The sequence below is a fragment of the Haladaptatus sp. SPP-AMP-3 genome, from assembly GCF_049568665.1.
In the GTDB taxonomy this organism is placed as follows: domain Archaea; phylum Halobacteriota; class Halobacteria; order Halobacteriales; family Haladaptataceae; genus Haladaptatus; species Haladaptatus paucihalophilus.
This window is the reverse complement of the sequence record NZ_CP145901.1, coordinates 212,910-226,323: the sequence shown is the minus strand read 5'-3', so window position 1 is coordinate 226,323 and position 13,414 is coordinate 212,910. Positions and strand designations below refer to the sequence as shown.

Annotated in this window: 14 protein-coding genes; 8 read left to right on the top strand and 6 right to left on the bottom strand. The window is 64.1% G+C overall.

Going from position 1 to position 13,414, the window contains the following annotated elements:
• Positions 1–11 precede the first annotated feature (11 nt).
• Positions 12–482, top strand: coding sequence for a universal stress protein (locus V5735_RS21275; protein WP_423747152.1), 471 nt, complete (start codon positions 12–14; stop codon positions 480–482).
• Positions 483–507: 25 nt separating this feature from the next.
• Here the strand turns inward: V5735_RS21275 and V5735_RS21270 are convergent, their stop codons facing one another.
• The 3 genes from V5735_RS21270 to V5735_RS21260 all read right to left on the bottom strand — a co-directional run bounded on the left by V5735_RS21270 (position 508) and on the right by V5735_RS21260 (position 4,772).
• Entirely contained in the window at positions 508–2,184 is a 1,677-nt protein-coding gene (locus V5735_RS21270; protein ID WP_423747151.1) for a glycoside hydrolase family 13 protein, read from the bottom strand.
• A gap of 93 nt (positions 2,185–2,277) precedes the next feature.
• On the bottom strand, positions 2,278–3,402 hold the full coding sequence (locus tag V5735_RS21265; protein ID WP_423747150.1) for an MBL fold metallo-hydrolase: 1,125 nt from the start codon (positions 3,400–3,402) through the stop codon (positions 2,278–2,280).
• 197 nt (positions 3,403–3,599) lie between these two features.
• Positions 3,600–4,772: an MBL fold metallo-hydrolase gene (locus V5735_RS21260; protein ID WP_423747149.1), complete on the bottom strand. Its 1,173-nt coding sequence runs from the start codon at positions 4,770–4,772 to the stop codon at positions 3,600–3,602.
• A gap of 203 nt (positions 4,773–4,975) precedes the next feature.
• Here V5735_RS21260 and V5735_RS21255 point away from each other — a divergent pair, with 203 nt between their 5' ends.
• The 5 genes from V5735_RS21255 (at position 4,976) to rtcA (ending at position 8,222) form a co-directional block, all read left to right on the top strand.
• Positions 4,976–5,218, top strand: a complete 243-nt coding sequence (locus V5735_RS21255) for a sulfurtransferase TusA family protein (RefSeq protein WP_069452368.1) — start codon at positions 4,976–4,978, stop codon at positions 5,216–5,218.
• Between the two features lie 6 nt (positions 5,219–5,224).
• Positions 5,225–5,608: a DsrE family protein gene (locus V5735_RS21250; RefSeq protein WP_423747148.1), complete on the top strand. Its 384-nt coding sequence runs from the start codon at positions 5,225–5,227 to the stop codon at positions 5,606–5,608.
• A 221-nt stretch (positions 5,609–5,829) separates the two neighbouring features.
• Positions 5,830–6,366, top strand: coding sequence for a DUF1684 domain-containing protein (locus V5735_RS21245; protein WP_423747147.1), 537 nt, complete (start codon positions 5,830–5,832; stop codon positions 6,364–6,366).
• 68 nt (positions 6,367–6,434) lie between these two features.
• Positions 6,435–7,046 (top strand): plastocyanin/azurin family copper-binding protein, encoded by a 612-nt coding sequence (locus tag V5735_RS21240; RefSeq protein WP_423747146.1) that lies wholly within the window; start codon positions 6,435–6,437, stop codon positions 7,044–7,046.
• Positions 7,047–7,187: 141 nt separating this feature from the next.
• On the top strand, positions 7,188–8,222 hold the full coding sequence (gene rtcA, locus V5735_RS21235) for an RNA 3'-terminal phosphate cyclase (RefSeq protein WP_423747145.1): 1,035 nt from the start codon (positions 7,188–7,190) through the stop codon (positions 8,220–8,222).
• Between the two features lie 26 nt (positions 8,223–8,248).
• Here rtcA and V5735_RS21230 read toward each other — a convergent pair whose 3' ends face one another.
• Complete coding sequence (locus tag V5735_RS21230) at positions 8,249–8,863, bottom strand: SagB/ThcOx family dehydrogenase (protein WP_423747144.1); 615 nt, start codon at positions 8,861–8,863, stop codon at positions 8,249–8,251.
• A gap of 40 nt (positions 8,864–8,903) precedes the next feature.
• Positions 8,904–9,791 (bottom strand): universal stress protein, encoded by an 888-nt coding sequence (locus tag V5735_RS21225; RefSeq protein WP_423747143.1) that lies wholly within the window; start codon positions 9,789–9,791, stop codon positions 8,904–8,906.
• A 145-nt stretch (positions 9,792–9,936) separates the two neighbouring features.
• Here V5735_RS21225 and V5735_RS21220 point away from each other — a divergent pair, with 145 nt between their 5' ends.
• Positions 9,937–11,244, top strand: coding sequence for an acetamidase/formamidase family protein (locus tag V5735_RS21220; protein ID WP_423747142.1), 1,308 nt, complete (start codon positions 9,937–9,939; stop codon positions 11,242–11,244).
• A 102-nt stretch (positions 11,245–11,346) separates the two neighbouring features.
• Here V5735_RS21220 and V5735_RS21215 read toward each other — a convergent pair whose 3' ends face one another.
• A complete protein-coding gene (locus V5735_RS21215) occupies positions 11,347–11,640 on the bottom strand; it encodes a ubiquitin-like small modifier protein 1 (protein ID WP_423747141.1) in 294 nt (97 codons plus the stop codon).
• A gap of 97 nt (positions 11,641–11,737) precedes the next feature.
• Between V5735_RS21215 and V5735_RS21210 the strand changes: the two genes are divergently transcribed.
• A complete protein-coding gene (locus V5735_RS21210; RefSeq protein ID WP_423747140.1) occupies positions 11,738–13,396 on the top strand; it encodes a cation:proton antiporter in 1,659 nt (552 codons plus the stop codon).
• The last annotated feature ends 18 nt before the right edge of the window (positions 13,397–13,414 follow it).

Sequence of the window (13,414 nt, the reverse complement as noted above, 5' to 3'; positions counted from 1 at the left end):
GTACCATGCATATGACGAAGCGAATCCTCGTCCCCATCGACGGGTCGCCGCTCTCGTCGAAGGCGCTCGAAGTGGCGCTGTCCGACTATCCGGACGCCGACGTGACGGTCCTGCACGTCATGGACCCCATCGGGTCCGGGTTCAACATCGTCGAGGTGATGCGACCGAAGTTCCGGGACGGTGCCCCGCCGGGGTCCGTCTCGATAGAGTACTGGAACGAGTGGTACGAGTCGGCCCGAGCAAAGACGACGGAACTGTTCGATAAGGCACAGGAAATCGCGGACGAATTCGACGTCACGCTACGAACCGAGACCGAGTTCGGCGAACCGAAACACGTCATCGTCGAGTACGCCGAGGAGCACGATGCGGACCGCATCGTCCTCGGCAGCCACGGGCGGGCCGGTGCCACCCGGCTCGTCCTCGGAAGCGTCGCCGAGACGGTCACCCGCCGGGCATCGATGCCCGTCCTCGTCGTGAAATAGCTCCGCTATCCGTCGCTCGATACCCTCATTCGAGAGCGTACACGAGCGCCTCGTACGGCCGCAAGTCGAACTCCCGTATCGAGTCGCGGGACGCCGACTCGTAGTTGCCGATCAGCTTCTCCCAGCGGTCGTAGCTAACGTCGTTCGGAAGCCGAAACGTCGGCTCCCCGTCGAAGAAGTTCAGGACGACGAGGAGCGACCGCGACCCGTCCGTCGGCGTCCGAAGGTACGCGTATATCTCGGGGTGGTCGTCCAGCAGTTGCGCGTAGCGCCCGTACACCATGACGGGGGTGGAGTGACGGAGGTCGATGAGGCGACGGTAGTACTGCAATACAGAATCCTCGTCGTCGCGTTCCCGTTCGACGTTGACCTCGGGGTAGTTCTCACAGACCTTGATCCACGGTTCGCCGTCGGTGAACCCGGCGTTCCGTTCGTCCGACCACGGTATCGGCGTGCGGGCGTTGTCTCGGCTCCAGAAATCGACCGCCTCCCGAATCTGGTCGAACGTCGAAACGCCCCCGCTCCGCAACGCCAACATGACCTGTTGGATGGTCTCCTCGTCCCGATACTCGTCGAGTCGCTCGAAGGTCGGGTTCGTCATCCCGAGTTCGTCCCCCTGATAGACGAACGGGGTTCCGCGCAGCGTGAAGAGGTACGTCGCCAGCATCTTCGCGGATTCGACTCTGTACGTTCCCTCGTCGCCGAACCGCGAGACCATTCGGGGCTGGTCGTGGTTGCCGAGGAACAGGCTGTTCCACGAGTGCTCGCTGACGCCCCGCTGCCACGCCGCGGTCGCGTCGCGGAGTTCGTCGAGGTCCCAGTCGTCGAAGTCCCACGGTCCCGTATCCCCTCTGTCGATGTGTAAGTGTTGGAACGTGAATACCATGTCGAGGCCGTCCTCGTAGAACCGTCGCGCCTCCTCGACCGTGATGTGGGACGTCTCCCCCACGGTCATGATGTCGTACTCGCTGAGCACCCGGTCGTACATCTCCCGGACGTACTCGTGGACCCGCGGTCCGTCGATGAAGTACTCTCTCCCCCGTGGGGTCGAATCTGGGTCGCCGTCGGGGAGCGCCGTCGGTTTCGAAATGAGGTTGATGACGTCGAAGCGAAATCCGTCGCAGTCCTTTTCGAGCCACCAGCGGAGCACCTCGAAGATGTCCTCCCTGACGGCCGGGTTTCGCCAGTTCAGGTCCGGTTGTTTCTGGTCGAACAGGTGCAGATACCACGCCTCGCGGCGCTCGTCGTAACTCCACGCCGGGCCACCGAAAAACGACTCCCAGTTGTTCGGTGGGCTATCCGGGTCGCCGTCGACCCACCAGTAGTACTCGCGGTAGGGGTCCACCCCTCGCCGCGACTTGCGGAACCACTCGTGTTCGTCGGACGTGTGGTTCGTCACCATGTCCATGATGAGGCGAATCCCTCGCTCGTGGAGTTCGTCGCGCAGCGCCTCCCAATCCTCCATCGTCCCGTAATCGGAGTGTATCGACCGGTACTCTCGAACGTCGTAGCCGCCGTCGACGAGCGGCGAATCGTACACCGGGTTGAGCCAGACGACATCGACGCCAAGCTCGTCGAGATAATCCACCTTTTCGCGGATGCCTCGCAAGTCGCCGATGCCGTCCGCGTCCGAGTTGTAGAAGCTCCGAGGATAGATTTGGTAGACGACGGCTTCCTTCCACCACGCACTGTCGCGCCCCATGGTGGCTGTTCACCCTCATGTGCCTTGAGAGCGGCGACGAGCGCCATCTACTCTCTTTGTCCGTTCGCCACTGACCGACAGTACCGACGTCCGTCAGTTCGCGGCGCAGTTGTTCGGCCCCAGTTCGAGGGACTCGACGTCGCCGCCGGGTTGTTCTTTCCCCCAGTTGATTTGCTTTATCTCGTTGTAGTTCGCGGGTTCGTCGGCGAGGCTCTCGACGATGGTCTCGACGAAGGCCGTCTCGTCGTCGGCCTCGACGTAGCTGAGGAGTTCGTTGGTCGTCTCCTCCTGCAGGTTTTCGAGGTTCGTGGCGAGCGGGCGCATCTCCTCGTCGCTGAAGTGACCGGGGAGGACGAGCGTCTCGTCGTCGCGGTCGGTGAGGCGGTCGAGGCTGTCGAACAGTTCGCTCGCGGCCTCGCGTACGGCGTCCTCGTCCCCGTCTTCGAGGTCCGGCCGACCGACGCTCCGGAGGAACAGCGTGTCCCCCGAGAGGAGCGCGTCGCCGAACTCGAAGGAGACGCTCCCCGGCGTGTGGCCGGGCGTGTACACGACGTCGAGGGAGCGGTCGCCGACGGAAATCGCGTCGCCGTCTTCGATTTCGACCACTTCTTCGAGTTCGCCCGCGTCGTCGTCGTGGAGGTAGTACGGAACGTCGAGTTCGCCGGAGAGTCGTCGTGCGCCGGAAACGTGGTCCGCGTGCGCGTGTGTGTCCGCGACGCCGACGATATCGAGGTTCCGCTCGTCCGCGACGGTCAGATACTCGTCGATGTACTGGGTCGGGTCGACGACGACGGCCTCGTCCTCGTCGTGGACGAGGTAGGAAACGCACCCCGTTCCGGGGCGGACGACCTGAACGACGCCATCCGCCACGTCGAGGTCGTACTGACGGTGGACGCGGCCCCAGCCGTTCATCCCATCTTCGATGGATTCGGCGTCGTAGCCGTGCTCTCGGAGGAACTCGGCGGCGCGCGCCGACGTGATTCCACCGACGCAGACGACGGCTATCTCCTCGTCTTTGGGAATCTCGTCGAGATTGTCTTCGAGCGAGGAGTAATCGAATTCGAGGAGTTCGTCGTAGATGGGCAGGTTCGTACTGTCCGAAATTTGCCACTCCTCGTAGTCCTCTTCCCGTCGGACGTCGAGGACGTACAGGTCCTCGGCGTCGTCGTCCTGTACGCGTCGTGCGACCGTGGACGGCTCGAAGTTAGTATTGCTCATCTCACACAATACTATTTGCTCTATCGACTTAAACGCAATGGCATCGGTGATACACGCGGTCCGTCGCCTAGCGGTGTGCTATGGAACGGCGCGAAACGAAAGAGAGAACCGGGGTTTGAGAGGTTCGAGGTTCCGGACGATGCCGCGTTTCGTTCGGAATCGCGGCGACCGTCCGGTGGTAAGCGTGGTCTTCGATTTCAGTTGGTGAGCGCTTCTTCGCTGGCCGCGCAGTTGTTGGGGCCGAGTTCGAGCTCGAAGGCTTCCTCGTCGTCGGGGTCCTGCTGACCGAGGTTCGTGGCGATGATGTCCTCGTAGTTCGCCGGTCGCGGCGGCATGTCCGCGACGATGAAGTCGACGAACTCGTCTTCGTCCATCGTGAGCGCGTCCATGCGCTCCGTGAGGTCGCCGAGTTCAGCGGTGTACGTGCCGTCGTCGTTCGGGGTCGCCGCGTCGCTGAAGTGGGCGGGCGCGATGGCCGTGTCGTCCGACAGCGGCAGGACCTTCTCGTTGAGGCTCTCGTAGAGGATTTTCGCGGCGTTCTTCGCTGCCTCGGGGTCTTCGAGGTCCGGGCGCGCGACGCTCTCCGTGAACAGGCCGTCGCCGGTGAACAGCACGTCGCCGACGTGGTACGCGGTCATGCCGCTCGTGTGGCCGGGCGTGTGAACGACGCCGATTTCGACGTCACCGACGGTGAGCGAGTCGCCGTCTCGAACGGTTTCGTAGGGCTGGTCGTACTCGACGCCGCGGTCGACCGCGGGCTTCGGGAGCACCGCTTTCGCGTCCGTCGCCGCCGCGACGTCACGAATCCCGGAGATGTGGTCCGCGTGGACGTGCGTGTCGATGGCGTACTTCAGGTCCGCGCCGAACACGCGTGCGTCCTGGATGTACTCCTGCGAGAACGCGCGGAGGGGGTCGATGACCGCCGCTTCGCCGTCGGAGACGACGAGGTAGGCGAGACAGCCGCTCGACGGCCGTCGGTACTGTGCGATGGTCGCGTCGACGTCCACGTCGAGTTCCGTGTACTCGTAGATGCGCGCCCATCCCTTCATGCCGCGTTCGAGGTGTTCGACGTCGTAGCCGTCGTCTTCGAGGTGTTCCGCGACGAGTTCGCTGGAGCCGCCCTTCGCACAGAGGACGGTGATGCGCTGGTCGTCCGGGAGGTCGTCGTGGAGGTCCTCCGGGATGCCGTCCAGCAGTTCGAAGTAGGGGTAGTTGACGATGCCGACGGTCTCCCCGTCGATGTGCCACTCCTCGAAGTCGCCCTCGGAACGCGCGTCGAGGATAAAGACGTCCTCGCCCGCGTCGATGCGGTCTTTGAGTTCTTCGGGAGTGGTCGCTGCGACCGGTTCGTCGGTGGTTGCTTCGGTCATTGTCACTCTCGTCTATCTCCCGCTACCAAATAAGGCTTTTCATGGTTATCCGCATATCACACAATACTATCAGGTCAAACACCGTCTTTAGGATGATATAGTGATAATCGTGCGTGTATTGGGGGATGGTTGTGCCCGATGTACGAACTACTATCGATACGTTTTTCATACCCCATCCAGTATTGGGTGATGACGTCAATACTATGACCGAGTACGAAATCACGGAAACACTCGATGTGAAGGGGCAGAACTGCCCGATGCCCGTCGTCAAAACGAAGCAGAGTATCGACCAGCTCTCCGAAGGGGAAGTCCTCGAAGTACTCGCTACGGACCCCGGCAGCATGAGCGACCTTGGTGGCTGGGCCGACACGACCGATGGCGTCGAACTCTTCGACCAACAGGAAGGCAACGACGTGTACAAACACTACGTCCGCAAAACGGAGTGAATCTCTATGGATAAAATCGGAATCATCGTCGACAACGACAGCCCGAAAAGTCTCGCAATGGCGGTCAACCTCGGACACACGGCAATCGCGTCCGAAACCGAAGTCCTCGTCTACTTCACCTTCGACGGACTGACCCATCTCCTCGAAGGCGAACAGGACCTCTCCGAAATCGAGGACCTGCTCGACGCCGGAATGCCGAATCCCTACGACCTCCTCGACATGCTCGTCTCCGACGGCGGCGATCTCGTCACGACCGTCGCCTGTACGACGACGCTCGATATGCTCCAGTGGGACGAGGACGCGATAGACGACTCCCTCACCACCAAGTTCGCTGGCGCGGCGACGTTCCTCGAAGAGGTCGAGGACGCGGATCAGGTGTTCACGTTCTAACGACGAACCGACCACCTCACCGACACACTCACCCCGGACGGCGCAGCGCATCCCGTCGATTCCCCCTCAACCCCCACCCTCGACGTCGGTCGGTCGCTCGAAGCGTGCCATATACTTCCACCGACCGACGCCGAACGGGATGGCGCTTCGAAGCGCTTCCATCTCCTTCGAAGACCTCCGATTTCTTCGATTTTATCTGTCTCGCGCGCGTACCCTTAGGTATGGCCGACTGGACCGCGGAACTGGAGCAAGAGCGGGCGGAAAAGGACGAGTTCTTCGCAAAACACCCTCGCTCGCCGATTCCCGTCGGCGAGCGCGAGTCCTTCGACGGTCTCGACTACTACCCGCCGGACGAGGACCTTCGGTTCGAACTCGAACTGGCCGTGTTCGACGACCACGAGGAGATAACCGTCGAGACGACGCAGGACGGCGCACAGGGATATCTCCGATGGGGCGAGTTCCGATTCACCGTCGGCGGAGCGGAGTGTACGCTGACCGCATTCAAGGCGGAACAGGGGGAAGAGCGGCTGTGGGTTCCGTTCCGCGACGAGACGAACGGAGAGGAAACGTACCCGGCGGGTCGGTACCTCGACCTCGAATCCGAAGACCGCACCGCCGACGGGAAGTGGGTCCTCGACTTCAACCGCGCGTACAGCCCGTTCTGTGCGTACTCCGAAGCCTACGAGTGTCCCCTCGTTCCGATGGAGAACTGGTTGGACGTTTCCATCGAAGCGGGCGAACGGTTCTACGAGCACTGACGGGAACGGTCGTCGTTTTTCCCGAGCGCCCCAAAGGATTCAGTAGTCAGCCCACCGAAGGGGTATCCATGACGGGGGAGGAGTGGGACACATCGGTCACTCGGCGCGGATTTCTCTTCGGTTCCACGGGGGTCGTGGCGGCCGGGGCGACCGGAGCGTCCGGAACGGCGGCAGCACAGAACGAAAGCGGCGGAAATCAGAGCGGTGGCGGAAACCAGAGCGGCGGAAACGCGAGCGGGGGTGGCGGCGGCGGACCGACGCAGACGGTCCAAGTGGGTCCCGGCGGGGACCTCATCTTCGACCCCGATTCGATGACGATATCGCCGGGAACGACCTTGGAGTTCGTGTGGGACTCGGACAACCACAACATCTTCGTCGAAAGCCAACCCGACGGCGGCAACTGGGATGGCACGCCGGGTGGTCAGAGCAAGGTGTACAACACCGGCTACACCTACTCTCACACGTTCAACACGGCGGGGGACTACGAGTACTACTGCGTGCCGCACAAGAGCGCTGGCATGACCGGTTCCATCACGGTCGGTGCCGCGTCAGGGCCGTCGGAACCCGCGATATCGAACGACGCGAAGACGCTCGGTCTCGCCACGACCGGTGCACTGGCGTTCACGCTCGGGATAGGGTACTTCTTCCTGAAGTACGGCGGGGACTACGGCGAGTCCTGAGACCGCCGTTCCCGGGCGGTCGGTTACCGCGAGCACCGCCGACACGGACCCGACCGGGACCCACCTTCAAGTGGTTGAATCGCAAGGATTCAGGGAAGGACGCCGCTTCGCTTCGTCCCGAACGCCCGTCCCAGCCCACGCATGATAGAAATCGACGGTACCGTCGGTGGCGGTCAACTGCTACGAACGGCGCTTAGCCTCTCGGCCGTCACCGAAACGCCGTTTCGAATGACCGACGTTCGGGGGTCCCGTCCGAATCCGGGCCTCAAACCACAGCACGTCACCGCGGCCGATGTCGTGGCGACCATCTGCGCCGCCGACGTCGCGGGCGCACGACTCGACTCGTCGACGCTGACTTTCCGACCGGGAACCGTTCGCCTCGACCCGATGGCCGTGGACATCGGCACCGCGGGGAGCATCACCCTTCTCTTGGACACCGTGCTTCCGATAGCGATGGCGGCCGACGAACCGTTCCGGATGACTGCCGTCGGCGGAACCGACGTGAAGTGGGCACCGACGATGGCGTACTTCAGACGCGCGAAACTGCCGCTCCTCGCCCGGTGTGGTCTTGACGCCGACGTCGACTGTACGAAAACCGGCTTCTATCCCGCGGGCGGCGGGGAGGCGATACTGCGGACGACTCCGAGGGCGCTCTCGCCGCTGGAAATCGAGCGGCGGGGCGAACTCGAACGAGTCGAAATCCGTTCGAAAGCGGCGACGGAACTCGCGGACCGGGCGGTCGCGGAGCGACAGGCGGAACGCGCGCGGAAACGGCTCGACGACGCGGGCTGTGCGGCCGAGATACGGCGCGCGGAATACGTCTCCACCCGCTCGCTCGGCTCGTCGCTGTTGTTGTGCGCGGTGTACGACCAGTCGGTCGCCGGGTTCGATTCGGTGGGCGAACGCGGGCGAACCTCGGAGGAAGTCGCGGACGACGCGTTCCGCCGGTTCGAAGAGTTCCACGCCGGTGGTGCTCCAGTGGACGAGTACATGGCAGACCAGGTGATGACCGCCCTCGCGCTCGTCGGTGGGGCCGTCCGTATCCCGACCGTCACCCCACACGTCCGAACGAATCTGGCCGTCATCGAGAAGTTCGAGAGCGATATGTCCCTCACCAGCCGTGATGACGGTACGATTCTGCTCGAAGCGTCGCCGCATCCCGCCGTGCGGACCTGACGTGGGACAGCACAGTCCGTGCCCGTTCACCGCCGATGACCGAACGGCAACAGGTACACCGGGTCGAGTTCGGCGGGTAAATCGAGGGTCCTCTTTACACTCTCATCGGAAAACGCGCCGACGGGACAGGTACACAAGTCGTGCGCCTCGCACACGACCTGGACGTTTTCGGCGACGTGCCCGGCCTCCATGTACACGTACCGCGTTCCGTGGTCGGGGTACTCCCGTCTCGTTCGCTCGAAATCGGCGGCGACGACGAGCACCGCGGGGGCGTCCCGCACGACCGCCTGCCCGCTCGCTGCGCTCGTGAGTGCCGACCGAACGGAGGCGTCGCGTATCCGTTCGAGGGAGTGGCTCGGCGGGTCGTACCGGAAGACGCCGGGCGGGAGCGCTTTCGCTCCGTCGGGACCGACGTCCAAAAAGAGTGTGAGCGGATAGGTGGCCCCGGCGCTCGGTGCGGCGCGCATCTCGATGCCGTCCCTCGTGTGCGTCACGCCTTGTGCCGCCCACAGGACGCGCGACGCGTCCTCCCGCGACACGGGTGCCGCGCCGAACGACCGCCGACTGGCCCGCCCCGCGATGGCGCGGTCGACGCTGACCGTCCCATCTAGTTCGGGTTCGGGAAGTGTGATGGAACTCATCGAACGCTGTTCGGGACGCGTGCGGAAATAGCCTCGTCCGTCATTCCCGATGGTGAACCGTGAGCACCGGCACGTCGCTCGTTCGGACGGTCCGTTCCGTGACGCTGCCGATGAGATACCGGTCGAGTCCGGTTCGGCCGTGCGTTCCCATCGTCACGAGGTCGATATCCTGCTCCGGGACGTACTCCCGAATCACGCTCGACGGAATGCCGTGCTCGACGTGCGTCGTGACGTCGAGCCCGCGGTCTTTCGCTCGTTCGGCGACCCCCTCGACCGACCGCTCGCGTGCCTCTTCCACGACGTCCAACAGCCGCGGCGTCCACGAATCCGTCTCGTACATGCCGGTCAACTGGCGCACGTCGACCACCGAGAGCGCGTGGACGGTGGCCCCGTAGCGCTCCGCGATTGAGAGCCCGTGCTCGACCGCACCGGCGGCCGCATCGCTGCCGTCGGTCGGGAGCAAAATCGCGTCGTAACTCGTCTCGCTTTCCGCCGCCTCGCGGGAGGTGAGGACGGGAACGTCGCTCGTTCGTACCACGCGTTCGGTGACGCTGCCGAGCAGATACCGGTCGAGTCCGGTACGGCCGTGCGTCCCCATGGAAACGAGGTCGATACCCCGCTCGTCGACGAAGGACCGAATCGCCTCGGATGGGATTCCGTGTTCGACCACGCGCTCGGACTGCACGTTCGCATCGGCGGCGAGCTCCGCCAGTTCGTCGACCGCCTCCTCGGCGCGGTCTTCGAGCGCCTCCCTGTGTTCTCGAATGTCTCGGTCGATATCGACGAGTCGCGCGCTGTACGCCCGCTCGTCGACGACGCTCAACAGATGCACTCGGGAATCGAACGCGCGTGCGAGGGTCAACCCGTGGCGGGCACCCGCGGTGGCACCTCGACTGCCGTCGGTCGGAATGAGTATGTCATCGTACATGGACCGTCGCTCACCTCTGTCCGTCACTCCGAACCGACTTAACTGATTGCCGACACCGGTTCCCGGCGCGCTGATTTCGTCGCGTCACCGACCGCACATTTGCACGATTGTTTAAGATAATCCCGCCCCTCTCTAGCAGACGACCATGGCACAGCAAGAAGTCCAGCAAGAACTCGCGGTCGACCGGTACACGCTCGGCCTCGTGGGACCGGACCAGGAGTGGGCGGGCACCGTCGCGGACGGGGGAACTATCAAAACACACACGCCACCGGCGTGTTGGGGACCGATGATAACGCCCGAGTTCAGAGGGGGTCACGAAGTCACCCGCCCGATTCGCGTCGAAAACGCGGAGGTCGGCGACGCCATCGCGCTGAAGATAAAGAATATCGAGGTGACGAGCATCGCGACGAGCACCGGCAGCATGCGCGAACGCGAGGGCGCGTTCGGCGACGACCCGTTCGTGGACCACGAGTGCCCGGAGTGCGGGACGAAGTGGCCCGAGAGCGTCGTCGAGGGGACGGGCGAGGAGTCGATAAAGTGCGCCGAATGCGGGGCCAACGCCTCCTCGTTCGGCTTCGAGTACGGGTACACGGTCGCCTTCGACGACGACCGGACGGTGGGACTCACCGTCGGCGAGGAGGGTGCCGACGACTTGGCCCACCGGGCCGACGAGGCGATGGCGCTGCCCGAACACTCCCGCCAGCACCCCATCCTCCTCTACGAACCGTCGGAGATGCCGGGGACGCTCGGCCACCTCCGTCCGTTCATCGGGAACGTCGGGACGACGCCGCCCATCGAGATGCCGGATTCCCACAACGCGGGCGACTTCGGCCAGTTCCTCATCGGCGCGGACCACGATTGGGGACTCGCCGACGAGGACGAACTCGCGGAGCGCACCGACGGCCACATGGACATCAACGCCGTCCGCGAGGGTGCCGTCCTCGTCTGCCCCGTCAAAATCGACGGCGGCGGCGTGTACGTCGGCGACATGCACGCGAATCAGGGCGACGGCGAACTCTCGCTTCACACGACGGACGTGAGCGGACGGGCCGAGTTCGAGGTCGAAGTCATCGAGGGCCTCGACATCGACGGCCCGCTTCTGTTGCCGAACGAGGAGGACCTGCCGTACGTCAGCAAACCCTACACGGACCGAGAGATGGAACGCGGCGAACGCCTCGCCGACGAGTACGACGTCGGAGCGATAGCCGAGACGGGACCGATACAGGTCGTCGGCAGCGGCGCGACCATCAACGACGCGACGGACAACGCCTTCGAACGCGCGGGCGCGCTCCTCGACATGACCGAAGGGGAGGTACGCGCTCGGTGTACGTTCACCGGCGGCGTCGAAATCGGACGCCTTCCCGGCGTCGTCCAACTGACGATGCTCGCGCCGATGGACCGCCTCGAAGAGCGCGGCCTCGCCGACCTGGTTCGCGCACAGTACGACCGCTGAGCGTTCTCCCACTTCCGAGCGTCCCTCGATTTTCCGCGATTCGTCCGGGACCCGTCCCGTGAAACGGAATTCGTCCCGCTGCGCTCCGTCGGTCGGTTCACCCTATCCGTCGGTAGGTCTACCCTGTCCGTCGGTACCTCCGCCCTGTACGGCGGGAAACACCGTCACTTCCGCGTCGGCCGGGCACGCATCGCCTATCTCGACCCGCTCCCCGTTCACGGAGATACGGGCGCTGGTTCGGAGGCTCCCATCGTCGTCGAACAACTGGGTCTCCGCTCGGGGATAGCGCTCGACGAAGGCGACGAGCGCGTCCTCGACGGTTCCCCCGTCGAACGCCACCGAAACCGTCTTTTCCCCCGTCGCGCTCCGAAGCGGGCCGTACACGGTGAGTCGCATGTCGTCCCCTACGGGAACGTGGCGGAAATGGACACCGCTGTCGAAAGTCGGTTTCTCCACCCATAGTTAACCCACTGAAGAACGTGTATCCCGGACGATGGTTTCCGGGGGGATTCAGGCGGCGGGGAGTCTCGAATCGCATCTTTTCACGCTTCTCGCCGTGTTCGTCATCGCGGGGGTCGTCGGGACGTTCACGACGAAAGTCGTTCGCATCCCGTACACCGTCGGCCTCGTTCTGGCGGGATTGACCGTCTCCGTCCTCGACCTTCCGCTGACGACGCCGCTCTCGAACCAACTCATTCTGCTCGTCATCCTGCCGACGTTGATATTTCAGAGCGCGATGAACATCGACACCGAACAGCTACGCGAGGACGTCGTTCCGATTTTGGTGCTCGCAGTCGTCGGCCTCGTCGCGTCGGTCGCCATCGTCGGTGTCGCCGGTTCGCAACTGCTCGGACTCTCCGTGGCCGTCGCCCTTCTTCTCGGTGCGATTGCGATGCCGACCGACCCCGTTTCGGTCGTCGCCCTGTTCGAGGACCTCGGCGCACCGGAACGGCTGTCGGTGCTCACCGAAGGGGAGAGCATTCTGAACGACGGCGTCGGCATCGTGCTGTACTCCGTCCTCCTCTCTGTCCTCCTCGAAGCACGCGTTCGAGACGTCACCGCCACCGAGCTGATCACGCCCGCGCTCGTCGTCAGGGACGTCGGGTTCGGCATCGTCGTCTCGATGGTCGGCGGCGCGTTCATCGGCCTGGTCGCCGGGTACGTCGCCTATCGCCTCCTCATCCTCGTGGACCAACCGATGACGGGAATCGTCTTCACCGTCGTCCTCGCGTACGGGGTGTACGTCCTCGCGGAGCACCTCGACGTTAGCGGCGTCATCGCCGTGTTGGGTGCCGGTCTCGTCGTCGGCACGCACGGAACCCGTGACGCGGTGAGCGCGCGAACGCGGCTGACGCTCGGAACGGTCTGGGCGAGCGCGGCGTTCATCGCAAACACCGTCATCTTCGTCGCCATCGGTGTCGCAACCCCGCTCGACCTGCTCGAACGGTACGCCGGTGAGATTCTGGTCGCCGTCGTCCTCGTCTTTCTGGCGCGAGCGGTCGTCGTCTATCCGCTCGTCGCGTTGCTGAACAGGCGATTCACGAGCACGATTCCCCGGTCGTACCAGCACGTTATGGTCTGGAGCGGCATCCACGCCTCCGTCCCTATCGCGCTCGTGCTCGGGCTACCGCGAAGCCTTCCGGTAGCCCTCCGGGAGGAACTCTCCGCGATCGTGTTCGGCGTGGCCGCGGTCACCCTCGTCGTCAACGGCCTGACGATGGGACGGCTCATCGAGCGACTCGGAATCGTCATCACCTCTGCGGCCGAACGCCGGTACGAACTCCTCATGGGGCGGTTGCACGGCGTCAACGCCGCCCTCGCGGGTGCCGAAGAACTCCACGAACGGGACGACATCTCCGCGGAGATATACGAAAACATCGACACGCGATACACGTCCCAGAAACGGCGGTTGAATCGCGCCATCTCGACGTTGCTCGACGAACATCCACATCTGCGAGAGAAGGAGGGACTCACCGCGGAAGCCGAGGTCGTTCGATACGAAATCGTCGGCATCAAGGCGGCGATGGAACGGGGCATCGTCAGCACCGAGGTCGGCAATCGGCTCCTCGAAGAGACGGAACGGCGGCTCGAACACATCGACGACAGCCAGTACGCGCTCGAAACCGAGGACGAGAGTCACGACGAAACGTGACCCGCGGGCCGACCCCGC

Bases quoted from the DNA above. Each gene is read 5' to 3' on its own strand.
- V5735_RS21275 (WP_423747152.1), top strand. From the start codon at position 12: ATGACGAAGCGAATCCTCGTCCCCATCGACGGGTCGCCGCTCTCGTCG.
- V5735_RS21270 (WP_423747151.1), bottom strand. From the start codon at position 2,184: ATGGGGCGCGACAGTGCGTGGTGGAAGGAAGCCGTCGTCTACCAAATC.
- V5735_RS21265 (WP_423747150.1), bottom strand. From the start codon at position 3,402: ATGAGCAATACTAACTTCGAGCCGTCCACGGTCGCACGACGCGTACAG.
- V5735_RS21260 (WP_423747149.1), bottom strand. From the start codon at position 4,772: ATGACCGAAGCAACCACCGACGAACCGGTCGCAGCGACCACTCCCGAA.
- V5735_RS21255 (WP_069452368.1), top strand. From the start codon at position 4,976: ATGACCGAGTACGAAATCACGGAAACACTCGATGTGAAGGGGCAGAAC.
- V5735_RS21250 (WP_423747148.1), top strand. From the start codon at position 5,225: ATGGATAAAATCGGAATCATCGTCGACAACGACAGCCCGAAAAGTCTC.
- V5735_RS21245 (WP_423747147.1), top strand. From the start codon at position 5,830: ATGGCCGACTGGACCGCGGAACTGGAGCAAGAGCGGGCGGAAAAGGAC.
- V5735_RS21240 (WP_423747146.1), top strand. From the start codon at position 6,435: ATGACGGGGGAGGAGTGGGACACATCGGTCACTCGGCGCGGATTTCTC.
- rtcA (WP_423747145.1), top strand. From the start codon at position 7,188: ATGATAGAAATCGACGGTACCGTCGGTGGCGGTCAACTGCTACGAACG.
- V5735_RS21230 (WP_423747144.1), bottom strand. From the start codon at position 8,863: ATGAGTTCCATCACACTTCCCGAACCCGAACTAGATGGGACGGTCAGC.
- V5735_RS21225 (WP_423747143.1), bottom strand. From the start codon at position 9,791: ATGTACGATGACATACTCATTCCGACCGACGGCAGTCGAGGTGCCACC.
- V5735_RS21220 (WP_423747142.1), top strand. From the start codon at position 9,937: ATGGCACAGCAAGAAGTCCAGCAAGAACTCGCGGTCGACCGGTACACG.
- V5735_RS21215 (WP_423747141.1), bottom strand. From the start codon at position 11,640: ATGCGACTCACCGTGTACGGCCCGCTTCGGAGCGCGACGGGGGAAAAG.
- V5735_RS21210 (WP_423747140.1), top strand. From the start codon at position 11,738: ATGGTTTCCGGGGGGATTCAGGCGGCGGGGAGTCTCGAATCGCATCTT.